Annotated in this window: 19 protein-coding genes and 1 pseudogene; 10 read left to right on the top strand and 10 right to left on the bottom strand. The window is 48.7% G+C overall.

What is annotated here, in order from left to right; genetic code table 11:
* The first annotated feature begins 517 nt into the window (after window positions 1-517).
* Complete coding sequence (locus AC5JLP_RS01800; protein WP_496066180.1) at window positions 518-1552, top strand: chemotaxis protein CheB; 1035 nt, start codon at window positions 518-520, stop codon at window positions 1550-1552.
* A gap of 89 nt (window positions 1553-1641) precedes the next feature.
* Here the strand turns inward: AC5JLP_RS01800 and AC5JLP_RS01795 are convergent, their stop codons facing one another.
* Window positions 1642-2262 carry a chemotaxis protein CheB gene (locus tag AC5JLP_RS01795; RefSeq protein WP_496066179.1) on the bottom strand — a complete coding sequence of 207 codons (621 nt, stop codon included), beginning with the start codon at window positions 2260-2262 and terminating at the stop codon, window positions 1642-1644.
* A 186-nt stretch (window positions 2263-2448) separates the two neighbouring features.
* On the opposite strand from AC5JLP_RS01795, the gene AC5JLP_RS01790 reads away from it, so the two are divergent.
* Window positions 2449-3165 (top strand): Crp/Fnr family transcriptional regulator, encoded by a 717-nt coding sequence (locus AC5JLP_RS01790; protein WP_496066178.1) that lies wholly within the window; start codon window positions 2449-2451, stop codon window positions 3163-3165.
* Window positions 3166-3305: 140 nt separating this feature from the next.
* On the opposite strand, the gene AC5JLP_RS01785 is transcribed toward AC5JLP_RS01790, so the two are convergent.
* On the bottom strand, window positions 3306-3890 hold the full coding sequence (locus AC5JLP_RS01785) for a hypothetical protein (RefSeq protein WP_496066177.1): 585 nt from the start codon (window positions 3888-3890) through the stop codon (window positions 3306-3308).
* Between the two features lie 362 nt (window positions 3891-4252).
* On the opposite strand from AC5JLP_RS01785, the gene AC5JLP_RS01780 reads away from it, so the two are divergent.
* From AC5JLP_RS01780 to AC5JLP_RS01750, 7 genes are all read left to right on the top strand, one after another.
* Window positions 4253-4966 carry a Crp/Fnr family transcriptional regulator gene (locus tag AC5JLP_RS01780; RefSeq protein ID WP_496066176.1) on the top strand — a complete coding sequence of 238 codons (714 nt, stop codon included), beginning with the start codon at window positions 4253-4255 and terminating at the stop codon, window positions 4964-4966.
* Window positions 4963-5370, top strand: coding sequence for a PleD family two-component system response regulator (locus AC5JLP_RS01775; protein ID WP_496066175.1), 408 nt, complete (start codon window positions 4963-4965; stop codon window positions 5368-5370). The genes AC5JLP_RS01780 and AC5JLP_RS01775 overlap by 4 nt, the downstream gene beginning before the upstream one ends.
* A 1064-nt stretch (window positions 5371-6434) precedes the next feature.
* Window positions 6435-7241: a ParA family protein gene (locus tag AC5JLP_RS01770; RefSeq protein ID WP_496066174.1), complete on the top strand. Its 807-nt coding sequence runs from the start codon at window positions 6435-6437 to the stop codon at window positions 7239-7241.
* 10 nt (window positions 7242-7251) lie between these two features.
* Complete coding sequence (locus AC5JLP_RS01765; RefSeq protein ID WP_496066173.1) at window positions 7252-8304, top strand: ParB/RepB/Spo0J family partition protein; 1053 nt, start codon at window positions 7252-7254, stop codon at window positions 8302-8304.
* Between the two features lie 98 nt (window positions 8305-8402).
* A complete protein-coding gene (locus tag AC5JLP_RS01760) occupies window positions 8403-9125 on the top strand; it encodes a hypothetical protein (RefSeq protein WP_496066172.1) in 723 nt (240 codons plus the stop codon).
* Between the two features lie 89 nt (window positions 9126-9214).
* Window positions 9215-9541: a hypothetical protein gene (locus tag AC5JLP_RS01755; RefSeq protein ID WP_496066171.1), complete on the top strand. Its 327-nt coding sequence runs from the start codon at window positions 9215-9217 to the stop codon at window positions 9539-9541.
* Between the two features lie 3 nt (window positions 9542-9544).
* Window positions 9545-10249, top strand: coding sequence for a hypothetical protein (locus AC5JLP_RS01750; protein ID WP_496066170.1), 705 nt, complete (start codon window positions 9545-9547; stop codon window positions 10247-10249).
* Between the two features lie 694 nt (window positions 10250-10943).
* Here AC5JLP_RS01750 and AC5JLP_RS01745 read toward each other — a convergent pair.
* From AC5JLP_RS01745 to AC5JLP_RS01715, 7 genes and pseudogenes are all read right to left on the bottom strand, one after another.
* A pseudogene (locus tag AC5JLP_RS01745) lies at window positions 10944-11588 on the bottom strand (NADPH-dependent F420 reductase); the annotation flags it as partial.
* Between the two features lie 73 nt (window positions 11589-11661).
* Window positions 11662-12384, bottom strand: coding sequence for an SDR family oxidoreductase (locus AC5JLP_RS01740; protein ID WP_496066169.1), 723 nt, complete (start codon window positions 12382-12384; stop codon window positions 11662-11664).
* A 37-nt stretch (window positions 12385-12421) separates the two neighbouring features.
* Window positions 12422-12805 carry a YciI family protein gene (locus AC5JLP_RS01735; protein ID WP_496066168.1) on the bottom strand — a complete coding sequence of 128 codons (384 nt, stop codon included), beginning with the start codon at window positions 12803-12805 and terminating at the stop codon, window positions 12422-12424.
* A gap of 1 nt (window position 12806) precedes the next feature.
* Window positions 12807-14381 carry a DJ-1/PfpI family protein gene (locus tag AC5JLP_RS01730; protein WP_496066167.1) on the bottom strand — a complete coding sequence of 525 codons (1575 nt, stop codon included), beginning with the start codon at window positions 14379-14381 and terminating at the stop codon, window positions 12807-12809.
* Between the two features lie 49 nt (window positions 14382-14430).
* Window positions 14431-15930, bottom strand: a complete 1500-nt coding sequence (locus AC5JLP_RS01725) for an aldehyde dehydrogenase family protein (protein WP_496066166.1) — start codon at window positions 15928-15930, stop codon at window positions 14431-14433.
* Between the two features lie 130 nt (window positions 15931-16060).
* Window positions 16061-16966: a helix-turn-helix domain-containing protein gene (locus AC5JLP_RS01720; RefSeq protein ID WP_496066165.1), complete on the bottom strand. Its 906-nt coding sequence runs from the start codon at window positions 16964-16966 to the stop codon at window positions 16061-16063.
* Between the two features lie 360 nt (window positions 16967-17326).
* Window positions 17327-18412 carry a hypothetical protein gene (locus AC5JLP_RS01715; RefSeq protein WP_496066164.1) on the bottom strand — a complete coding sequence of 362 codons (1086 nt, stop codon included), beginning with the start codon at window positions 18410-18412 and terminating at the stop codon, window positions 17327-17329.
* Window positions 18413-19547: 1135 nt separating this feature from the next.
* Here AC5JLP_RS01715 and AC5JLP_RS01710 point away from each other — a divergent pair.
* A complete protein-coding gene (locus AC5JLP_RS01710) occupies window positions 19548-22622 on the top strand; it encodes a plasmid replication protein, CyRepA1 family (RefSeq protein ID WP_496066163.1) in 3075 nt (1024 codons plus the stop codon).
* Window positions 22623-22839: 217 nt separating this feature from the next.
* Here the strand turns inward: AC5JLP_RS01710 and AC5JLP_RS01705 are convergent, their stop codons facing one another.
* Window positions 22840-23898, bottom strand: coding sequence for a phycobilisome rod-core linker polypeptide (locus AC5JLP_RS01705; RefSeq protein WP_496066162.1), 1059 nt, complete (start codon window positions 23896-23898; stop codon window positions 22840-22842).
* Window positions 23899-23940: the final 42 nt, after the last annotated feature.

The raw sequence follows: 23940 nt of genomic DNA, 5'->3' as shown, positions 1-23940 counted from the left end.
CGTGCAGGAGCTTTTAGCTTCTCGCCCGGTTCGTGTCACTTCCCTTGCACTGATGAGGCGCGCTGCCTTATTTTCGTCCCAGTCAAATTGCATAAGTTATTGTTAGGACTTACGCACTTGCCCCCGAACCCCCAATGCTGGGGGGTTTAATTGGCTCTGTTCCCCCAAAATTGGAGGCTTAAAGCCCTTTGGGCATACAAGAAAAGGGAGCCACTGCGTAAGTCCTGACTTCAACTGATTGCACAGTTTGATCTGGAAGCACTTTAATTACACGGCAAGATCGGCAGGCGATTGCACTTACGAACAAACACTTAATAGCTTCGGCATTTCTCGTAGGGGCGCACGGCCGTGCGCCCTTACCTGCAAACATTTGTCGGTTTTATCTAATCCACGATCCTTAACACAAACTTACCACCGCTTAATCACGCTTGAACTAGCACTAAGGTAGTGTCGCCTGTTGAGTGCGCGTGTTAGCGTAGTGCATTAGAGTTAGCTTTCTGGTGATCAGGAGTGTTGTGTGTCAAAGCCAGATATCGTCGTCATTGGAGCATCCGCTGGAGGACTCGCAGCCTTTGAAACGCTGGTTGCTCAATTGCCCTCTGACTTTCCGGCGGCAATTTTCATTGTTTGGCACATCGCTCCAGACTATCCAAGTTTGTTGCCCAAAATTTTGGCCCGGTTCACTCCTCTGGCCGTAGCCCATGCGATCGACCAGGAGCCGATTCAACCGGGTCGCATTTACGTGGCTCCGCCCGATCGCCATCTGTTGGTGGAGCCAGGGAGGGTAAGGCTCTCGCGGGGCCCCAAAGAAAACCGCTTTCGTCCAGCGGTTGATGTGTTGTTTCGCTCTGCTGCCTGGTCATACGGAGCGCGAGTGATCGGCGTGGTGCTATCTGGTACCCTGGATGATGGCGCGGCTGGGATGTACGCTATTAAAGAGCGCGGCGGCATTGCCATTGTGCAAGACCCGTTGGATGCCCTGCACTCCTCCATGCCCAAAGCGGCAATGCAAGCAGTAGACGCGGATTATTGTGTGTCGATGAGCGAGATGGGAGCGTTGTTAGAGGCTTTAGTGAACAAAGCCATTCCCACGCAGGAGGAACCGATGTCTGAAAAGATGGAGATCGAAGTGGGCATTGCGCGAGAAGACAATGGATTGGAGCTGGGGATTATGAAGCTAGGCGGACTTTCTCCCTTTACCTGTCCTGAGTGTCATGGGATTTTGTTGCAGTTAAAAGAAAATAACCTGATTCGCTTTCGTTGCCACACTGGGCACGCCTATTCGCTCAACTCTCTATTAGCCGAAGTGACCCAGTCGATCGAAGAGTCGCTCTGGGATGGTATTCGCACGATCGAAGAAAGTGAGATGTTGATGACTCACACCGCCAAGCATCTGCACGAGGTGAATGAGCATGAGGCGGCAGACTTGCTGTTGCAAAAAGCCGAGGATGCCAAGCGACGAGCAAAACTAGTGCGGCAAGCCGTGATGAGCAACGAAATCTTGAGTCAGGACAATTTAGAGCAAGAATTAAAATCTAGTGAAACCATTTAGTGTCTTGATTGGCTACCAACCACAAACAACGCTTAAGCTTGCGGATTAAATCACTCCGCCTTTTGTAGATCTACAAAAAGTGGAATGTACTACGCTGCTATCAGATGCATTAGCCTGTCGGCGATCGCGTCTAACGGCAACACCCAATCCACGGTGCCTGTGGCAATGGCTGCTCCTGGCATCCCAAAAAACTCAGAGGTCGCTTGATCCTGAGCGATCGTCGCCCCTCCGTGCTTCTTAATGCAAAGGATACCCAGGGCACCATCAGAGCCGTTGCCTGTCAGTACTACCGCGATCGATCGTGCCTTGTAAACGGTCGCCATTGACATCAACAGTTTGTCGGCAGCAGGGCGAACAAAATTCATTTTGGGTGTATCCAAAAGCATCAGCGTCCCGTTCGGCTGCATCATCAGGTGATGAGCCGGAACCGCGACATAAACGGTGCCTGGACGCAAAACCTCTCCGGTTGCGGCAGGCTTGACCTGTAACGCCGTTCGCCGACTTAAAATTTCAGGCAGGTAGCTGGGGGAATGAGGGCTGAGGTGTAGCACAACCAGAATCGCGGCGGGAAAATCAGCCGGTAAGGCAGCCAGAATGGTACAGAGTGCGGCGATGCCGCCCGTTGAAGCGACCAGTGCCACAACATAAAAGGCGATATTGGGAAATTGGGAGCAAAGGCGATGTTGCGGATGCTGGATGAGGGCGTTCACAAGCACAGACTCCTGAAGATTGAGCCAAAGGCAAAAATTGTACTGCACCGTACAATTGTCTCTCTATCAGCTGTACTCTAGCGTACATTCTTTGTTTACAGTAAAGTTCCCCTTGCGTCAGAGGTGTTTCCCTCCGTTTCTGTGTTATCCCGTTAGACAAGAAGCGACGTAGTCAGGCAAACCTTTGTGACTCCAGATTTTCCACCTGTCAACAATCGGCTGCTGGCTAGCCTGCCCAGTGAAGAATACGAACGACTTCAGCCTTATCTAGAACCCGTTTCTCTCAGGCTCAAACAAGAGCTTTATCAGCCAAATGTGCCGATCGAGTTTGTCTACTTTCCCTTAGCAGGGGTTTGCTCACTGCTGGCGTTAACGTCAAATGGTGACCTGGTCGAAGTGGCGACGATCGGCAATGAAGGCATGGTGGGGCTACCCGTCTTTTTGGGAGCCACGCAAATTCCAGGTTTAGGCATCTGTCAAATCTCAGGAGAGGCCTTGAGAATGCGCACTGAAGACTTTCAAACGCAAGTCACTCAGGGCACCACTCTGTATAATGTGCTGCACCGTTTTACGCAAGCCCTATTTAACTTTATTTCGCAAACGGCGCTGTGTAACCGAGTTCACTCCATTGAGCAACGCTGCTGCCGCTGGCTGCTCTTGACGCGCGATCGCGTAGGAACCGATGAATTTCCGCTCACCCACGAATTCTTATCTGCAATGCTGGGAGTGCGGCGAGCCAGTGTCAGTGATGTCGCGGCTAGGTTACAAAACGCAGGCTTCATTTCTTCTCGTTACGGCAAAATCACCGTTTTGGATCGAGCCGGGTTAGAAGAGACAAGCTGTGAGTGTTATGCCGTCATTAAAGCGGAGTTTGATCGCTTAATTGGCGACAACATGAATTAAGACAATGCCCTAAAGCGTGTATGACGCTTCCCAGGCAAGTGATACCAATTTAAAATTCGCTATCTTGCAGATCCACAGTAGGGACGTTACAGATAGCAGTAGGGACGTTACAGATAGCGTCTCTGCTCTATACTTCGCTGCTACCGAATGTGAGGATAGCCGTTTCTCAGGTTAACATTCCTTGCCCCTAATTGTCTGCAAAGCGCCACTGACTGCCGCAGTGAAGCTCTCAGCTCCCGACTACTAGCAAGCACTTCTTTGACAAGGCGCTCTTGTTCGGTCGCATCAATAGCTTCTAGCGTGAGAGGCTGTATCGCCGCTGCCTCTGATCGCGGATGACCACCCACCAGCATCGGCACCGGGAGGGGCGGTTCCTGTGCGGTTAATGCGAAGGAGCGACCTAAGACGTCTGTTTTGGCTGTTTGTTGCCCAAGCTGTTTTTGCAGTTTTTCAATTTGGCGATCGATCTGCTTGAGCTGTCGTCCCCGTGCGATCGCGGCACTGTAAGCCTCCACTTCATGCGCTTTCAGGTGTTTTAGGGTCTTGCCATTAAAGAGCGGTTGGCGGCTTCGTACCTGCCAATACTTGCAGTTGGTCTGGGCAGTACCTCCGGGTTTTACCTGTACCAACCAGCAATGTTGCAAAAACCAGCCTTCCTCAACAACCTGTGCTCGTTGGGTCTTGAGTGCTTCTAGGTCAAATTGAACTCTTTCTACTGGTGACATACGTGGCTAGTATGCTGACGACAATCTCATCTTAAAGCTTTTTCTATACAATCATGCATATTCGTACTCAGTACTTCATGTTAAAATTTGCATACGAATGATATACCGACTCTCGCTTCATGATGGACAAAATTTTGCAATCAAGAATTTTATACCGATTTAAAGAATGACGGCTACAGATCAATCAGTGGGTAGGGGCAAGGCATTGCCTTGCCCCTACAGGATGTGTCGCATTTTCAATTCAAATTGGTATTACATCTGTCATTGCGACAACCGCAATTCTTTAAAGACGGGATCTAAACATGCCTGTTCAAACAAGCTTCAAGGTTGATTCTGTTCGCGATCACGTTAAGAACACCAACATGGGTAAAGAAAATTATCTCCTTGAGTCGTTTCCCCCTGAGGCATATCAAAGGCTTGCTCCTTCCTTCCAAACTGTCTTCTTAGAGCAAGGCAAGCGACTTCACGAACCGGGCGATGCACTTGAGGCGGTCTACTTTCCCATCGACTGTCTCCTCTCAATCACCGTTACCATGAGCGATGGTAAGGTGGTTGAAACGGGTGTGGTGGGTTGCCGTGAAATGCTCGGCATCAATGCTTTCATGGGTAGAAAAGAGACCACCCAGACAGAGTACACCGTACAAATTTCTGGCAGAGCGATCAAACTAAAGGCGCAGCGATTGCAAGAAGAATTTGACCGTGATCAAGAGCTGCGTGTCGTTTTATTGCGCTACACGCAAGCCTTTATTGCTCAGGTTTCACAAACCGCCGCTTGCAACAGCGCACACATGCTAGACCAGCGCCTGGCACGCTGGCTACTGGAGGCCCAAAGTCGCATCGCTTCAAACGAGCTGAAATTAACTCATGAGTTTATTGCAGAAATGCTAGGTGTACGCCGATCGGGAGTCACCCAGGCAGCCCAAATGCTTCAGGACATGGGACTCATTCGCTACAGACGCGGACATATTCACATTTTGAACCAGGCTGGACTGGAAGCCCGTTCCTGCGAGTGCTTTAAAACCGTCAAAGATGAATACGATCGCTTGCTGGTTTCCAGCAAGCGAGATTTAGTATGAATAGCGACCTGTCACCCACGATTTTACTCGTTGAGGAGGATAATCAGGTACGACCCATCCTCAGCCAAAATCTTCGTAATCACGGCTTTCAGGTCATTGTGGCGCTCAATGAAGCCGATGCGATCGACCTCACCAGGGGCAGCAGTCTCTGCCCTGTTCTCATTTTGCTGAACCAGGTACGGCAATCAATCCAGGAGCATGTGGTGAGCGGACAGCGCATTCGACAACGCGCAAACCTTGACAGCCAGACGCCGATCGTGGTCATAGCAGAACACTACGGAGCGGATATGGAAGGGAAAAACATTCAACTGAGTGACACTGAGTACGTCACCTATCTGGAAGATGGGCGGCAGTTGATGGATCTATTGCATCGTTTGCGCCCCCTCCACAGTCCCCAGGACTGATTGATCGTCTTTAGCGTGGTGATCAATCTGCTCGTGAAAGCGATCAAATTCCCACATCAGTTTGAAGTAAGTCTTCATCGACCAGCAGTAGGTCAGCTCAGCTCTAATCCGCCTGCATTCGTTATTTTCTTCACGCGTTCTCATACCAATTTAAAGAATGACGGCTACAGATCAATCGGTGGGTAGGAGTAAGGCAAGGCCTTGCTCCTACAGGGTGTGTTGCATTTTCAATTCAAATTGGTATCACTTGTCGCTTATAGAAAGAAGATTTAAGCGCTTTAACGGTTCCAAGCCAGACCACGACTCAATAAAAGCAATTTACAAGCTAGCCACAACCGTTAGAAAAACGTTTTTCTAATCTAACAACGTTAAATAAGCAGGAAGTGATTAAAAATAGATCCGAAAAGCAAAAATCGAAGTAGAGTATTTTTAGTAGGACGTATGCAAATTCTCGCAAAACTAGCCTCTCAGGCAGTGCTTTAAAACTTCAATCGTTTCATTGCTGATAGCTTCTGGCTCCTTTCCTTGTATGCCTAAAGGGCTTCAAAGTCTCCCATGCTGGGGGACTTTGAAGCTGGTTTGTAAGCCCCCAAAGTTGGGAGTTGAGGGCTTCCGGGGGTTTTAAAACACGCCCTAGCACTCAGCTCCGGGGGGCAAGCACTCAAAGTTTTCAGAATTAGGGGCTTAAAGCCCTCTGGGCATACAAGGAAAGAGGGTGGTTTCATGTATCAGAAGAAAAAAGGTTGGCAACAGATTGTGGAGCGGATGAAACAGATAACCCAAACAAAAAGCCACCTAACTCATCCGTTTCATCGGTTTGCCATCCGTTGCTCATTTGATTTCCTTATATGAAAACACCCTGCTCTGGGCATACAAGGAAAGGGGGCGGCTGCGTAAGTCCTATCTAGAACGTTGTTCTCTCAGAGAGTCAGCTTTTTAGAAAAACGTTTTTCTAACTCTATCAGCCGAGCAGGCCAGAGATGGATTAAAGGCTTTAGAAGTCAACGAGATCAGGCACATTGCAAAGCTAATAAAAGTATTTACGTGTAAAAGGATTTAAGACAATGGCAGAGGCAGTTGTAATTTGGATCGCTTCTAACGCCGGAGGCGTCGGAAAAACGACTTTGAGTATTCACATTGGCTATCGGTTAGCGCAGCACGGCGTTAAAACGCTTTTGGTAGATCTTGACACTAATGGCTCTTTAGCTCGCTTTTGCGGACTAGAGTCTCCAATCGACGCAGAGCAGACCAGCGCTGCACTCTTCTCAAGACAGTTTAATGGAAACTACCCTGTTGCTTTCCCTACCTGGAAGCAAGCAGCACCAGAAAAGTTTGGCTTATGTTTAGGTGGGGATATTATGGTCTCGGTTGCCCTCGATTTACCAGCCCGGACGGGTAGAGAGTATGTGCTACAAAAAACCTTCAAAAAATTTCCACCCCCGGCTGAGGTGATCTTGCTTGACTCACCAGCATCCCTTGATGTTTTGAGTTACTGCGCCTTAGCAGCAGCAACTCACATTCTGATTCCTAGTCCTATGAGTATCAAAATATCAGGTGTGGATTCCTTACTTCAAATGATTCGAAGTGAGTCCGAAGAGTTAAATCTGATTCCGCCGCCTCAGATTCTGGGAGGAGTCCCCATGAAAGTTGCCAAAAATGCTGATCAGCAAATGTTTGCGACCGAAATCAAGGATATTTTTGAGGATCAAGACGTTCATTGCTTCCCAGCAATTCGTGAAAATAAACATTTTGAAAATGCCGCTAATCGTGGCATTGCACCGTTGTATCTTTACCGTCCTGGAAATGAAGCCTGTAAAGATTTTGAGCCAATTGTTGATGCGATTCAAAGCTTGCTGAACAAGAAAAATTAGAGGAATGCCAATGCCAGTTCAAAGACCAAGCGCCAGAGAATTTTTGTCTAGTAGTCAAAAATCTCTGAATGTTCAAGCAGAACTCAAAAAAAAGGTAGAGACCTTAGAAGCAGAGCGAGAGCAACTCCGCCAAAAACTAGAGCGAGCAGTAGGAAGCCAGTCGATCAGAGAAGGGATTGAAATTCCTATTGCTCAGATCAAGCGTCGCCCTTATCAGTCACGACGCGAAAAAGATCCTGTAGCTCATGCGGAGCTAGTAGAATCGATCCGGCTTTACGGGTTTCGCGGCTCAATTTGGGTGCAGCGGCTCACGGATAGCTCAGTACGTTTAATTGCTGGGGAGTCACGTTTAGAAGCCGCGATCGAGGCTGGATTGAGCACGATCAAGGTCGATATTGTTGAAACTGATGATGTTACAGCCGTCAAACTATCGAGAATTGAGAATGCTCGCCGTCGCAACCTTAATGAGCTTGATGATACGAAGGAACTACTCTACTTGCTATCACTCACGCTCGAACTCAATGAAACTGAAGTGATCAAGCTGCTGTACCAAATGAAGAATGCAGCGGAAGCAAAAGCAGCGCCGATTCCCTCAGACCAGGAACAGGCAATTCAACATGTCTTTAGAGAAGTTGCACCTGACATTTCCTGGCAATCGTTTGTCTCAGTGAGGCTAAGGCTACTAAATTTGCCTGAAGACGTGTTAGCGATGTATAACACAGGGCAACTTGCGTATACGAAGGCTTTAGCGATCGCGCAAGTGGAGGATGAAAAGTGTAGAGAACGATTGCTGAAATTGACTATAGAAGAGGGCTGGAGCGTAGAAACCCTCAAAACTCAAATCAAGCAACTCGTAGCAAACCCTGAGCAGACTCTATCGCCTCAAACAAAAGCACATCCCATCATCGCTGGGTTAGAAAAGATTGAGGCTCGCATCCAGGCAGTTAACTTTCAAAAGGCCAATAAGATGTCTCCAGTAGAACACCAAAACTTACTGATGACCCTGGAACGCATGGAGAAATTTTTGCAGACCAAGCGAACAGAGCTATCAGGGCTGGAATGATTAAACGATGACCAAGCCCGGTACTTCTAGCTCGGATCTCATGTTTGAGCAGGTATTCGTGTTACATATAGTGAAAGCAATTTGTGACACGAATACTTATGCCGTCCTCAAATGAAGCCTTACAGCACCAGTTGTCCTCTTTAGAAGCAGAGATGGAAACTTTAAAGGGAGCTGGAGATTATCTCATCGGAGTCCGCCTTGAGCGATCGCCAGCAGGCGGATCGGCTTCCAAGGCAGCTAAAGAAGACTGCAAATATGCACGGCTTCGGGCTGGCAGAGGCAAGCTCCTTCCCAATGGGAAGAAGAGCCTTTACATTCCAGTGGAACAAATCGCTCATTACGAGGCAGCGTGCGATCGTGGTAAGCAAGTGCAGCAGCTCGAACGGCAGATCGAGCACCTCAAAACCCAAATCTGGACGCTGGAACAGTCCCAGTACCGTCACTGGGATGACAAAAGCCGCAAACCGCAAAGGCACAGAAAGCTTGCCTTGCCTGTTGCCCATCAACCGTCTGCAATCATTGAAGTTGAACCACCGCTACGACCAACTGCGCCAGCTGCCATCCTGGTTCTGTATCGCCAAGCTGCCGATACACCTGTACATGCGGTAGCGGCAGAGGTTTGGCAAGGTGATGAAAAAATCATGGAAGTCAAACCTATACATTGCATGGGCATGAGAGCAGACAAAGTATCCGACTACATCAAGGCACTTTTGAGCGACCTGCACCAACGGTTTGCTGTCACTCGCTTCGAGGATGTCATCAAAGAAAGGCCAGTGCAGCACTGCCCTATTCCCTCATGCCCATTGAAAGATGACCGATGATGATCTGATCAAGCGCCCAGTGTAGGCCAGGTAATTTTTGTTTTTCAGCCATCTTATAATCAGTACAGTCCTTCACTGGGGTCTTAGCCATGAGTGCACGCTCAGCACCCGGATGCTCCTCAACGCTCAATACAGGCAGCTTGAAGTTTTTGCCTGAGCACGTTGCAGCCGTCTTGCCAGACGATGCCGCCCGTACAGGGCTGAGTGAGACTCAGGTTGTAGAGTGGGCGATCACCCGTTTTTTGGATTTAGCAGCGCCAACTTTTGCCAATCTCGATTCGAGCCAACTCCAAGCCGATGCCAAAAGGGAGGCTCGTTTAGAGTATCTGGAAGAGACTTGGAGTGCCACTACGGAAAGCAAACTAGACTCAGCAAGCCATCACTCAGCCTGCCGGATTGGGCTGGTAAGCGTCTGACTCATGGAAATTTCTTCGCAGCAAAGCGCCAAGATACAGGCAGAACAGCCAAAACGCAACCTAGACCTGGCAGTGCAAGCCGCGATCGCGTCCCCTCGCTCTGCCAATCTGCGTCAACTGCTAAGCGACTTTGACGACTTGCTAAACCTCCTGCCGCCACACTTGCATCTGAAGCTAGCAGGCGATCTTTTGGCTCAACTCACTGGCATCCTGGCGGCTCGTGCCGATCAATTATTAGAGGATTGGGAAGAAAAACACAATCCTGTCCAGGCTGAACCAGTTTTAACAACGGCCATGCTTCAGGAGGTTTTGCGACACACGATGTCGCTCAATCTGGAAGCAGTTTTAGGGGATTCGCCGTTGAAACACCAAACATCGCAGTCGTCCAATTCTGTGATCGGCACCGTTGAGAAAGACAACCTCTTAGCGTTTTTAGAGCAGGTTGATCAGAAGCAAGCACAGCAAGAAGCACTCGCAATCGCCCACGACGAAGATGTCACAGCCTGGATAGACGCCATTGGTCAATGGCAACAAGCACATCACCACCAGGCAGTCTCGCTGCCAGAACTACAGCGATCGCTCCAGATGCCGCTCATTCAACTTTGGCTTGCACTCTTGCTGGGCGGGTTTACCATTGAGCAGCGGGGAGAGTTTTACCAGGTAGATGGTATCTGGCTTACCCAAATGTCTAGAAAGCATAGGACTTAAGCAGAGTGAAAAGGGCAGGGAGATCCAAAGTTATACCAGTTCTCAGTTTTGAGTAGCGCTTTACGCCGCGTTGCTAGAGAGTTTTGAGCGATCGAACCTGCGTAGCATCGCTGGTTGAAGTGCATCATCTGTAGCTCAATTAAAGAGAAATGGGATTAGAGATGGGCCGCTAGGCTGTGTTGTAAAACTCCTAATCGCTTCGTTGCTGAAGCTTCTGCCCCCTTTTCTTGTATGCCCAAAGGGCTTCAAAGTCCCCCAAGCTTGGGGGACTTTGAAGCCTGTTTGGAAGCCCCCAGAATTGGGGGTGGGAGGCTTTCGAGGGTTTTAAAACACGCCCTAGAGTCAAAGCATGAAAAACCCTGTCACACGGCTCAAAAGGCATTGGCTCAGCTTGCTTTTGCACTATCTCATACCAAATTAAATTGAAAATGCGGCACACCTTGTAGGGTCAAGGCATTGCCTTGACCCTACCCAGCAATTGATCTGTAGTCATCATTCTTTAAATCGGTATCACGTTTGGAGATATGCCTGTGCCGCAATGATTCAGACCCTCCGTTCACCAACGCCCGCGGTTGTTAGGATCGCGAATTAAATAACTTCGATAAGTGAGGTTTTCTGTAAGGGGCGCACGGCCGTGCGCCCGTACCCAAGATCACACTTCAATCAACTCTCGTCCCTAGCTGGCGATCGTATCTCAGCGTCGCAGCAGCTTAAAGCCAACTTGTCCAAGTTGCTGAGTATACGCCAGTTGAATCAAGAGCATCATGGCGGGTTCAACATAGCGCGAGTTCTTCAGCGACCCAGCATCAACTAGCTCAACATCCGTTTCGCGCAACAGGTTTGCTACAACCTGTTTTGACGGCTCGTCGTCACCTGTGTAGAATACGGTCGCTTGCTGATCGCCAAAGCGGCGTGACTCAGAATTGAGAACTTCAGCAAACACGGGTAACGCTTCAACGACATGGGCATTGGTCGCCAGTTTAGCAATTTCCTCGGCGGCTGATGTAGTGGTTCCAGCTGCCATGCCGCTCATATCGGGCAACAGCGCATTGACAATACTGAAAAGAATTTTGCCATTGAGTGAACCGGCTGCGTTGAGGGCATCTTCAACTGAACCGTAGGGCACCGATAATACAACTACATCAGCAAACTGAACGGCTTCAGCGGGTGTGCCAACACTGGCATTGCTACCGATCGCTTGGGCAACTTTCTCCAACTTCGAGATGTCGCGGGAGTAGCTAAACATCACCTGATGCCCGTTCTGTGCCCAGATTTTACCCAAGCCGCTACCCATGTTGCCTGCGCCAATAATACCGATGTTCATAGAGTTCCTTTTAGCTTTAGCGTTAGTGAGAAGAGTTGAACCTGTGGTTTATTTGCAAAGCCATAAGCCTGACAGTTTTCCTAAGGGCTTAAACCGGAGAGGTGGCCGGAACAACAAATAACCGAGGGACAAGGACTCCATTGGGTTGTTCCAGAATAAACCGCACACACCGAGCAACATCTTCACTCTTGAGAGGATCTGGCACGATTTCATCAAAGCCTTGTTTGCCCCGATCCCGCCAAGACTCATACAGATTAGTGGCGACGGCTCCAGGTTCGACGGTTGCGACTCCTACACCAGAACCCGCCAGTTCCATTCGCAACGAATCTGTAAAAGCTTCGAGGGCGTGTTTTGTGCCATCATAAACACCCGTCATGGGAGTGGTTTTTAATCCAGAAATACTAGATATGTTGACGATGAACCCACTGCCCTGCTGTTTCAAGTATGGCAACATGGCATAGCTGATGCGAACAACAGCTTCAAAGTTGACGCGAATCATGGTGCAGAGAGCTTCGATGTCAGCCTCTTCGATCGACATCATATGCATAACGCCAGCATTGTTGATAACTGCATCTAACTGACCGAATTCAGCGAGCGCTTTGTCTAAAAGCTGTTGAGGCAACGCTGGATCGGTGATTTCACCGGGTAAAATCACCGCCTTTTGCAATTTGCTCGCCAGCTCAGTGAGCTTTTGCTGCGATCGCGCCGTCAATACTAACTTCATCCCTGCCGCATCTAGATTGGTCGCAATAGCAGCACCAATGCCGCTGCTAGCACCTGTAATAACAGCCACTTTATCTTGTAAGTTCATAGTGTCTAAATGATTTATTGGATCGATTGAGCATTCTTTAAGCCTGGGTAGTTTTGGCTTTTTCCTTTTCAATCTCCGATGCCAAAGCATTTGTATGCAATTCTGGCATCACTTGTGCCCAGCGACGAATCTCTATTGAGTCAAAAACTCTACCCGATGCGTAATAAGGTTCTGCATCAATGAAGTGTCTGGCTTCAGTGGGGTCGCTCACTGCAACAACCAGAATCATCATCTCTGGGATGCCGTCCTCATCTAGGGTTGGACCTCCAAAGGCAATCTTCTCATAGTTCGCCTGAATGTATTCCAGATGCTTTAGCCGCAATGTCTTTCTGGATTCATCACTGTCTCGCTTCAGTTTGCAGAGAATCATGTAGCGCATCGTGTATTTACCGGAATTGTAGTCTTGGTGAAAATCATTCAATTTAAGCGATGAGCTTTTGTCCTGCGATGCCCACATCAAGCCGCACCACTTTGCCAGCTTGCACCCCATCAACAGGTGGCAAGCTCATACCCCCATTGGTCGTCACATAAAGGGCCTGGTTGTCTGCGGCGGTATGACCGAAGGCGATCGCGGTGCTGCCTGTCATGCCCTGTTCGGCTTTGGCGATCGCGGTCACTTGCCCATCCGGCGAAATTCGCACCACGCTGTTGTAAACGTGGGTTGCCGCATAGAGATTGCCCTGAACATCGAAAGCAAAATCATCCAGGTTGACATTTGTTAGGAAAACTTCGAGTAATCCGGCAGTCCCATCGCTGTGCAGTGGAATGCGGATCAGCTGTTGACGTTGCGTATTAGAGACATAGAGAGTATTGTGATAAACCTTAAGACCGTTGGCGGCTGGAAAGGGTGGAAACTTAGACTCTGACGGGGCAAGCCGTTCATGCTGCAACCAAATTTGAGCCGTTTTCTTAGCAGCATCAATCTCCCAAATTGCGCCTTTAAAGGAATCGGCAATTAGATAGCGATCGTCCCTCAAGTAAGTCATGCCGTTGAGAAAAACCGCGTCAGGGAGCGTTAGGAGTGTGGCAATTGCACCAGTTTGATCAATCCGATAAACAGTTTGAACTTGATCGACACTGGTGCCAGCGACCAGCAAACTGCCTTGAGGTTCAAACGCAATTCCGGCTAAATTGCCGCCAATAGTGGCATAGTCAGCAACACCGCCTGTTGGCGTGACGCGATAGATTTTGCCTTCCTCGTAGCTTGTGACAAACAGATCGCCCTGCTGATCAACCGCAATATTTTCTAGAAACGTATTGACCGGAAACTCCGCCGTAATTTGGGCAGGGACGATCGCCTCGGTCGTCTGCGTAAAAATGGGTGGAAGTTGGTCAGTGAGAGCCGCGACGATCGCTTGGGCAATGCTGGCGCTAGAGTTGGGATTCTGCCCTGTAATCAGTTGTCCATCCCGCTCAACGTGATCGGCTTTATTTTCACCTGTGATGAATGTTGCACCTAACTCCTGTAGACGGTGTTCTAAGATAAACGGCACTTCCTGATCCAGTTTCGCTGCTACCTCTTCCGAGTAAGTGTAGGAGGTCAAAATTTTCCCTTTCACCAGGGGAGTGCCATCTGCCAGCACTGCACCCACTAATCCAACCGGCCCGTGACAGATCGAAGCGATCAATTTCCCCGCTTGCTGAAACTCAGGCAGCAATCGCTGTAAGTCAGGATCATTGGGCAAGTCAAACATGGGACCATGCCCCCCCGGTATAAAAATAGCGTCAAAGTCCTCCGACTTTATCTCAGCTAGTTTGAATGTCTGTGTGGCGGCTGTGATCGCAGGCTGCCATTCTGCTTCCTGCTCTGGCGTGGGTAAACTGCGTGGATCAATAGGCATCGCACCGCCTTTAGGACTGGCAACCGTTAGCTCAACATTGTGTTTGAGCAACTCAATATAAGGTACGGCAAATTCCTCCAGCCATACCCCTGTTAGATGCGGATTTGCCCCTTCAAAGCGATCGTGACTGGTCGTTACCACCAAAACCTTTTTCATGTAACTCCTCTATAGAGCTTTACCCTGGATACAGTTCTCATCGCCAGGACTAGGACAGATCAACCCATACAGTTTTCGTCTGTAGATAGAACTCCAGAGCTTCCCAACCTTGTTCACGCCCATAGCCGCTCATTTTATAGCCACCAAAGGGAGCCGATGGATCAAAGTGCCCGTAGGTGTTGACCCAAACTGTGCCTGCTTTAAGCGCTGCTGCCGCTTTGTGGGCTTTCTTAATATCGCGGCTATGCACTCCAGAGGCTAATCCATATTGGTTACTGTTAGCGAACTGAATTGCTTGATCAAACCCATCAAAGGGAATGATGGCAAGAATTGGACCAAAGGTTTCCTCGCGGGCGATCGTCATCTCGCTATTAACATCGGCAAATACCGTTGGTTCGACAAAATACCCTTTGCCTGTACCGATATCGGCAGCTTTGCCGCCAGCGACCAGTCGCGCCCCATCTTGCTGACCTACCTGCATATAGTTGAGTACTTTGTCGTACTCGCTCTTGTTGGCGATCGGCCCCATTTGACTGCCTGGATCAAGGGGGTCTCCCGGTTTCGTCTTTAATGCCCGTTGACGAACGCGATCGACCACTTCGTCGTACACTGCCCGTTCCACCAACATTCGTGAACCTGCATAGCAAATTTCGCCTTTATTGTAGAACATGCCGTCGTAAGCGGTTTGTGTCGCAGCATCCAAATCGGCATCGGCAAAAATAATGTTGGCGCTTTTACCACCCAGTTCCATCGTCAAATGCTTCAACGTGTCGGCAGAATCTTTAATCACGCGAATGCCGCTGGCAGTCGATCCGGTGATTGCCACCTTTTCAATGCCCGGATGGGTGGATAGGGCATTGCCGACCGTACCACCTGGCCCCATCACCACATTGAAAACACCCGCTGGGACGCCAGCCTCTTGCATGATTTGAGCGACCTTCAAGGCAGAGAGGGGGGTTGCCGAAGCCGGTTTGTGAATGAGGGTATTTCCAGCAGCGAGAGCAGGCGCAAACTTGCTGATGGAAAGTATGAGCGGAAAGTTGAAGGGTGTGATGGCAGCGACTACACCCAGTGGCTCTCGAAGTGTGTAGGTGTGCAGCCCTTTTGTAGCTTGTTTGACAGCACCTTCGATTTTGCTTGCCCAACCTGCGTAATAGTGAAACATATTGGCAAGATGGGGAATGTCTACGGTCATAGAATCGGTAAACAGTCGCCCCATTTCTTTGGCTTGCAAAAACGCAAGCTCTTCACCATAGTGAAGGAACAAATCTCCCACTCGCCAGAGAATTTCTCCCCGCTCATGTCCACTCATCTGTCCCCAAGCGGCAACAAAGGCAGTCTCGGCAGCCTGAACCGCCAATTCAACATCTGCAACAGTGCCTTCTGCTAGTTGGGCAATTTCAGCTTCAGTGGTGGGGTCGATCGCCGCAAAGGTTTTGCCGCTAGCTGAATCACGCCATTCGCCATTGATGTAAAGCTGAGTCAGGTTAATGGGAAAATCTGGGCGTGCTGATAATTTGGGTTGCTCAACTGGTTCACAAACTTTCATAGGTATTCCTGAATGTAGCGCTACTACTTAATAGCAGCGATTCATCCCGCGCTGAAAGCTTGAAAGAAAGAATCCAGATTAATCATCCATAGTTGCCAAATTTATTGGAATCCTGCTCTCTGATTAAAGTTTAAAGATTTTTGCGATAGCCGCTGGGTGTTGTACCTGTGAACTTACGAAATTGAATCGTCAGTTGATTCTGATTGGAAAAACCAGTTTGCATCGCGATCGCGGCTACTGAAAGCGACGTCGTTCGCAGCAGATGTTTTGCTTGCTCAATTCGCTGCTGCATGACATATTGATAGGGCGATACGCCAATGGATTGCTTAAATAAGCGCGAAAAATAGTATTGACTCATCTCTAACTCATTTGCGATCGCACCAATCGTTAAGTCTTCTCTTAGGTGTTCATTGATGTACTCGATCGCCTGTCTTAACTTACGTTGGGGTAGACCGTTTAGACCTTCGCGCAAAGATTGCTGCCAGTCTGAATAATGTCTTAGTAGATGAATTGAAAGCGCGATCATCAATGCATCTACAAATAGACGACTATGTAGCTGATTATTTTCTAATTCTGCCGTGAGTGATTGTCCAATTTGGTTAATCAACGGATCATGCGTAGCGCTATGGGGAATGAGTTGAACACGATCGGCCGTGATGGATTCGTAAGCTACTTGAGTCAGACGGTTTGGATCGAGAAATAGCAACGAGAAGGAACATTCTTGTGTCCAGGTTACTTGATGCGAAATCATCGCTGGAATAAGCACAATGTTATTGCGACCCCCAACGCCTTGCTCCTGCTGCCTCCGTCCATCAAACCAGCGTTCCGATTCCACTGGCGTTGTATGGTTATGCATCACCAGCATATGTTTGATCCCGTAATTCTCAGGTACTTCCCACGCAGGTTGCCAATGCTGTTGAACAGAAATACCATCCCAGCCCAAGTTTGCACTCGATCGCAGTGCTGGACGCGGCAAAATCTGCAAAAGCTCATCTTCCTGAGTCAGATCGATGATCGGGGGCTGTGTTTCTGCCATAGCGTTTACTTTTGCCAAGTAATGACGATACTATCACAAGCTCAAAAAGCTAGAATCAAGCTCAAAAAGCCAGGATTGTAATAACTGGTTATATCAGGGCAACCGCATGAAAAGCATTGAGAAGATTCTGAGCCAATGGGCATCACCCAACCCGCCTCTTTGCGTTTAGCGCACCACTAAGGCTCTACCATAGACGACTATGCTGTCTTGTCGCGATCGGAGGAATTTCACTTTGCCACAACGAGAATGGATGATCAACGGCTTGTTTCTCGCTATCTTGTCGCTTTACCATTAGAAGAAACTCCCAAGCAATGGTGGCGTGAAAAACAACGGCTTGAGAGCCGCCGATAAGACCTAAGCTTATTGATGGGAGCGTAGCTTTTCAGGATTAATTTGAAACTGAATGTTAGCCGCTTTTTTCTTACCGGGTAATTCCTGCGCTCCTAACAAATAACCTTCTTGATTAAGTTCATCAACAGTCCGCCAAAAGATTTGATTGTTACGTGAGGAATTACTTCCCAATAGGTCAAGGTTCTTAAATAAATACTGCTTTGAGATCACTAAATATTGCCCATCTTGAGGCGTATCCCACTTCATCCGACTTGCAAGGTAAATCAGTAACTTAGTCTTATAATCATTTTTTGTATTACTGCCCAGTTTTTGAGTAATATCAATGTCATTTGCCAATAATACATAATCTCCGGTACGGCTGGGCCCATCAAAAAACTCCAGAGAGATGGTGTAAGCATCGGCTAATTCGTAGGTATAATCCGCTGCTTTAGCGAGATCAAAATCTCGTGGAACATTATCAATTTCAAAATCCTTAATCCGTAAAATGCTTTTGATCGTGACTTTGGCACCAACATTATTACCCTTACGAAGGGACTGAGCAAACACTAGCTCCGTTCGGTGTAGGGCAACCAGATCGCGATTGAGTTGCGATCGTAGCTTGGATGCAAACCCTCCATCCTTAGTGCGAGTGTATCCAAGGCTTTCAAGTAAGTCATTGGAGCGAAAGGAAACGGTTGCCCCAGTTCTTTGACGGGCAGCTTGTTTGTAGAGGTAGAGAACGATCGAGACTTGTCGGGGATTTAAGAACGTCAACAATGCCATAAACAGGCGCTGAATTTTCCGGTCTTGAATTTTTTCAAGTCCCTTACTAATTCCCTGATCAGCACAATCGCTAAAATCTAACTTGGCATATTGCGCTTTTAATTCTTCCCACTCGTCAGTCGAAAGATCTTCTAGCGGCATTCGACGAGTTACAGCTACTTCAGTCGGGTCAGCAGCATCGGACTCAACTCGCATCTCTAAGTAGTAGCCATCGGGGTCAGAGCGCAGAATTGGAAGTTTCACATCTGGGTTGTGAATCGAAGCGCCCGCTCTAGGCAACACCATTAGAAGCTGCCCGTCAATCGGAAAGGCTAACTCATCACTTTTACTCACAATACTCTAACCCTCAACGTGAGCAGATCTTAGCAGCGATCTTACTTTAAAGCACTTTCTTCTACGATTTGCCCACGACTCACATTTAGCGTTTTACTCAAAAAAGCGATCTCAAAACACTATTTGTAGGTTTAAAGAATGAGAGTGCCTGTAACTCTCGCGTATGATTTTGACTGACTGACCTGTAACTCCCACGTATAGTTTTGACCTGTAACTCCCGCGTACAGTTCCACAATTTGCCTATAACTCCGGCGTATAGTTTTGACCTGTAACTCCCACGTATCGATCTAAAAGACACTAATTTTTGCGCTTAATTTCTCTCAATTTGAAATTGGAAACCTGTAACTCCCACGTATAGTTTTGACCTGTAACTCCCGCGTATCATTCACAGCTAGCCTATAACTCCGGCGTATAGTTTTGACCTGTAACTCTCGCGTATAAACCACCTGTAACTCTGGCGTAATCCTTAGCCAGTCATAGTTTGAGTATGTTTTGGTTTGTATTTTTCGGTGTTTAATAGGTCTCAGTCGGATCAAATTAGTTCTTTTGTTCTAGGTCTATTAAGAGCAGAAGCGCAGACTTTTAGTTGCTTAGGCATCCGTACTCACTTATTCGATCGAAAGGTTTCTATCCAAATCTTTTGATTTACCCTTCAGATCTGCGGTTGCACTATCTGTTTGATCTGTTGGCTATTTGTTGACTCACAGCCGTGAGAGGAGGAAAGACAGGTAAAAAAAAGCTCTCAATCACAGTCGGTTGTGGAGAGCAAAAGCATCAAAACTGAAAATAGCTATGGACTCTAACTTATCCGCCGACCAAGCAACAAGTTAAGAGTCCAGTAATTGACTACAGGGGAAAGCCATGTAGTGGCGATTATGCTTTTGTGGGCATAGTCTGCTTTATCTTGCTCAATTTTAGAGGTGTTTATGTAGATGTTGCAACCTATCTGCAAACATCTTTAGCTGCTGCATGGATATTTCTCCCTTTTGCGTGTGAATTTAGGGAGACTAATGTGTTTACTTCTTCTAGGGAGCCGATTTCAACGAGATCTTTCAGGCTAGGGACTAGCGCCACACAAGTTAGCAGGCAAAATACTTCTCAAATAGAATTCTCTCAACAGATCGAGCGAGAGTTTATGCAAGGGAGTGCGATCGCTCGGTCTCTCTATCAGACGGCTACTCACGTCGTTAGCGATACTGAAGTCCTCCCTGGCGGTGACGTTACTTATCCCATTCATGAGGCTTTGAATTGGAATGTGACTCGCTTTGGCTATCAGGCACGTATCAATCTGTATGCCATCTTGCTGGTTAACGAAGATGGTTTTTGCTGGCAGGCAAAGCTGAGTCACCCCCGGCAAGATGCCAAGAAAGGCAAAATTCAGAAATACGAAACCCCTGTAGGAAATGGATCTCGCGCTTATTTACCTGCTATCCCATCTGAAATTAGGTCATTAATCAGCGATCGCTACAGCGTAGAAGTCCCTCTGTTCGGCTCTTTTTGGGATTGGTTAGAAGCCCATCCAGAAATTCCAATGGTGCCAACTGAAGGCGGCAAAAAAGCTCTTGCTCTACTCAGTCAAGGCTTTGTTCCCCTCGCATTCTATGGAGTAAACGGGGGCTATCAAAAACGATTAGATGGGACTCGTCGGCTCAGCCAGGATGCAGCCCGCTTTGCCAAGAATAGTCGGCGGTTTGTCTTGGCGTTTGACCAGGATGAAAAGGCAGCCACCAAACGGCGAGTATCGGTTGCTCTGTACCGGTTTGGAGGCTTGCTGCATCAGGCGAGTTGTCCGACCAGCGTCACAACTTGGAAAGCGGAACAGGGGAAAGGAGTCGATGATTTAATTGTCCAGGGTGGCGCTGCGGCTTGGGAAACTGCTTATGCCCAGGCGCTTCCTCTGCAACACTGGATGATTTGGCAACGGTTAGAGAATCGGCTGACCTATCCTGCTGCCGTCAAGGTAGTGACGGCAGATCTTTCTAGCTTAGTGCTTGAGAGCGTACCAGAGAGAGGCATTATCGCGATCGAGAGTGCGAAAGGGACTGGAAAAACGAAACACATTCAGGCATTGGTGAAGGATGCTGAGAAGGCGATTGCCGGAGGACATCGCATTGCTTTAATGCGTAACCTATCGGCTCGATTGGGACTGGATTACAAAGGAGACCTTGATAAGGTCAACGGAGCGTTTATTAATGGAGCTGGTTACACCCTGCGGATCGGGCTGTGTGTAGACTCTTTGCTGAGCGTTGATCCTAGCAAGTTTAGTGACTGTGACCTGATCCTTGATGAAGTCGTTCAGGTGCTCCGACATCTGTTGACCAGCTCCACCTGTGCCCGTGATGGCAAACGTCCAGCCCTTTTATCTCGACTACGGGAACTGATCCGGCTGGCCCGTCGCGTCATTGTCGCTGACGCAGATCTGGATAATGCGACCTTGCACTATTTGAAAGAGCTGAGAGGCGATGATACAGCCATCTTCCTGATCCGCAATGGCTATCAGTCCGCAGGTTACCCAGTACGGTTTATTCAATCCCCCGATCGAACCGTCATTACTGGAGAACTGCTGGCAGACGTTCAAGACCTGATTGTTGGGAACGTCTTATTTGTCGCGACGGATAGCAAGGGCACGAGTAAGGCGATCGCCCGACTCTTGGCGAAGGAAGCTCCTGACAAGCGAGTGCTACTAATCAACTCCGAAACCAGCGGGGGAGAATGCGAACGAGAGTTTATTCAAACGCCTGATGCAGTGCTACAGCGAAGCGAGTACGACATTATTATCTGTTCTCCCTCAGTGGCAACTGGAGTTAGTATTGAATCTCAAGGCACGATTCAAAAGATCTATGGCATCTTTACAGGAACTTCCAGCACGGATGCTGACATGGCACAAGCCTTGGGCAGGGTTCGAGCACCTGTGAATCGCGTTGTCTGGTGTGCCCAGCGGGGCAATAACTTCTCAAAGGTAAGTCGTTCCACAAATGCTTTAGAGCTAAAAGATCACCTTCAGCAACGAGCAACCGCCACAATTCAACTCATTCGCTCCGGTTTAAAGGAAGATGTTACCGGAGAAATCAGCCGCTATGACTGGCAGAGTGATCCTCATCTGAGCCTATTTTGCCGCATTGCTGCCGAACAAAACTTTGCGATGCACAATTTGCGCAATGCACTTCTGGTGCGGCTTCGGTTTGAAGGGAATCCAGTGACCGTCGAAGACCGAGACAGTAACCCTGCAATGCGAAGTTTGCTGCTGATTGCCAGACAGGAACAGCAGGAAGTGGATGCACAGGCAATTTTAAACGCAGAGGATTTAATGTATAGCGAACTCCTTCTGCTAGAGCAGAAAGAGGGGTTAGGACGGGAAGAATCGTTAGCAGTCGCCAAATTTTACTTCAAAGAGTTCTATTGCCTGGACAGCCTCACCCTGGAAGATGTGCTGTGGGATACCGAGGGCAGGCGACGCGGGGAGTTGCTGAATCTGGAAGTGCAACTGTTTCCGGGGGTGGCCGTTGATCGCACCGCGAGGGCACTAGAAAAACAGGCAACTTGGAACCAGGGCTACTGTCCTTGGGACCTTTCCGGCTCAGAACTCCGGCGCTGGCTCCGCTCCAAAATTGGTTTAGATGAACTGCTTGCCAAGATTCAGGCTGGATGGCAATGGTGCAAGTATGAGCTGAAACCTTATGCCGATCGTGCTAGGGAACTGGCTCAGCAAATTAAAGTCGCTTTGCATTACAGGATTACTAATGCCATCAGTGACACGCAGATCATTCATCAGCTATTGTCCCAGTTAGGTATTAAGTTAACGATGAGATGGTCACGCTCCCATCCTGGCTATGAAGGGGAAAAATTGAGGCTTTACAACTTGAACGTATTACATTGGGAGCGCGTGTGGTCGATTTTGCAGCGACGGCAGACGAAGCGGGAGGCTTTACAGCAACAGCGAATGGAAATTGAGTCTGGAAATGGATCACCCGTCCCTTTTAATTTTGAACCTCCTACGGGTGATCCAACTGCCCCTGCTTCTTCTGGTACAGATCCGTGGTCAACGGAGGGAGCAATTGAAGCTGTGACGGCATGGACAACAGCCTTGGGGCAGGATCCTGACGTAAGGGCAGAAATTGAGCGCACGGTTCCTGCTGTTGTCTTCCAAAAGTTGACGCTACCTCCTTCTAACTCATACCAATTTGAATTGAAAATGCGACACATCCTGTAGGGGCAAGGCAATGCCTTGCCCCTACCCACCGATTGATCTGTAGCCGTCATTCTTTAAATCGGTATCAGATTCACTGGGTTCGCCCTCATGACAGCCTCAAGATAAACACATCTCCAGCATTGAAATCGGACGATGATAGAGTCCGATTTCAATGCTGGAGTGCTCTGATGACGCGCGTCATTGCCTCACCAATTAACCCTTGCATTCTGTAAGGGTGTTAGCTGTTGAAAGTCCGACTACGCCATTTATTCAAGCGGGCTTCCCCAATCGCTGCATAGGGTTGGGCATTGGCGATCTGTGCTTGCAACGCCGCTATTTGAGTCGTCTGTGCGTCTGCCTGTTGTTGTAACTGAGCCGCTATCTTTTCAGGAGGAGAAGCTACTGTGGACTGCCAATCGCTTTTGAGATAGGCAGATCCGATCGCAGCAAAGGGACGCAACGTCGTCAATTGTTGTTGCAAACGGTCAATCACTTGGGCTTGCTCTTGAATGGTCTGTCTCAAGGCTGCTTCAGCAGCGTAATTAGGTGCGGTAGCCCAAGCTTGGGTTTGGCTGGCTGGATGCTTGGGCTTGAAGACTGCTGCCAGGATGGCGCTTACATCAGTGCCAGCAGCCGGGTATTGCCACGAGGATGGTGCGCCTTCAACAGGCGCGATCGCGCTAGGGCGGTTAGTCATGAGGGATGCATTCAACCGGGAGCGATTCTGGTGGGTCAGATCTTTGTCGCTACTGACAGAACCGCGCAAAAGTTGAAACATGTGGGTAAAGCCGACCATTTTCTTACCCGTCTGAGTTTTGTATCCCCGGTAGTAGGGCACGGTATGCTCACCAAAAGCTGCCTGATATTCATCACTATCAATATAAGAATCGATTTCCGCCTCAAACCCGCCCTGATCGAGCCACTGACCATGTTGAGCCACTTCTTCATGACTTTCAGGCGCACGACCGAGTAGGTGCTTGAAGTTAAGCTCGATCGATCGCGATCGTGAACAAGCTTCAAAAAAAAGCGCGCGGTAGAGAGCCGACTGGGCCACCTGACGCACAAACCCCCGCACACTGATGTCTCCCTGTCTGAGCTGAGATTCTGAGACGATCAAGCGTTCACTTTCCATCACATGAGCATTGCCCAGAATTTGGCGATAGGCTGCTCGAATAACCACATCAACCTCTGCGTCAGAGTGGTTCTCCCATAGACAGATGGGTGCAGTGTCATTGAATGTGCCTACTCCAAGGCTCGCATCTGGATTAAGCAATGGATTAATAAACGTACTGACCATATGAGTCATCTCCTTAACGCACCAATCGCGTTTATAGCGGTT

The sequence above is a fragment of the Stenomitos rutilans genome, from assembly GCF_059505485.1.
Note: the sequence above shows the minus strand (reverse complement) of the source record. Positions and strands in the feature narration are given on the sequence as shown.

Bases quoted from the DNA above. Each gene is read 5' to 3' on its own strand.
- AC5JLP_RS01710 (WP_496066163.1), top strand. From the start codon at position 19,548: ATGCAAGGGAGTGCGATCGCTCGGTCTCTCTATCAGACGGCTACTCAC.
- AC5JLP_RS01785 (WP_496066177.1), bottom strand. From the start codon at position 3,890: ATGTCACCAGTAGAAAGAGTTCAATTTGACCTAGAAGCACTCAAGACC.
- AC5JLP_RS01740 (WP_496066169.1), bottom strand. From the start codon at position 12,384: ATGAACTTACAAGATAAAGTGGCTGTTATTACAGGTGCTAGCAGCGGC.
- AC5JLP_RS01780 (WP_496066176.1), top strand. From the start codon at position 4,253: ATGGGTAAAGAAAATTATCTCCTTGAGTCGTTTCCCCCTGAGGCATAT.
- AC5JLP_RS01765 (WP_496066173.1), top strand. From the start codon at position 7,252: ATGCCAGTTCAAAGACCAAGCGCCAGAGAATTTTTGTCTAGTAGTCAA.
- AC5JLP_RS01720 (WP_496066165.1), bottom strand. From the start codon at position 16,966: ATGGCAGAAACACAGCCCCCGATCATCGATCTGACTCAGGAAGATGAG.
- AC5JLP_RS01730 (WP_496066167.1), bottom strand. From the start codon at position 14,381: ATGAAAAAGGTTTTGGTGGTAACGACCAGTCACGATCGCTTTGAAGGG.
- AC5JLP_RS01760 (WP_496066172.1), top strand. From the start codon at position 8,403: ATGCCGTCCTCAAATGAAGCCTTACAGCACCAGTTGTCCTCTTTAGAA.
- AC5JLP_RS01725 (WP_496066166.1), bottom strand. From the start codon at position 15,930: ATGAAAGTTTGTGAACCAGTTGAGCAACCCAAATTATCAGCACGCCCA.
- AC5JLP_RS01775 (WP_496066175.1), top strand. From the start codon at position 4,963: ATGAATAGCGACCTGTCACCCACGATTTTACTCGTTGAGGAGGATAAT.
- AC5JLP_RS01755 (WP_496066171.1), top strand. From the start codon at position 9,215: ATGAGTGCACGCTCAGCACCCGGATGCTCCTCAACGCTCAATACAGGC.
- AC5JLP_RS01705 (WP_496066162.1), bottom strand. From the start codon at position 23,898: ATGGTCAGTACGTTTATTAATCCATTGCTTAATCCAGATGCGAGCCTT.
- AC5JLP_RS01750 (WP_496066170.1), top strand. From the start codon at position 9,545: ATGGAAATTTCTTCGCAGCAAAGCGCCAAGATACAGGCAGAACAGCCA.
- AC5JLP_RS01770 (WP_496066174.1), top strand. From the start codon at position 6,435: ATGGCAGAGGCAGTTGTAATTTGGATCGCTTCTAACGCCGGAGGCGTC.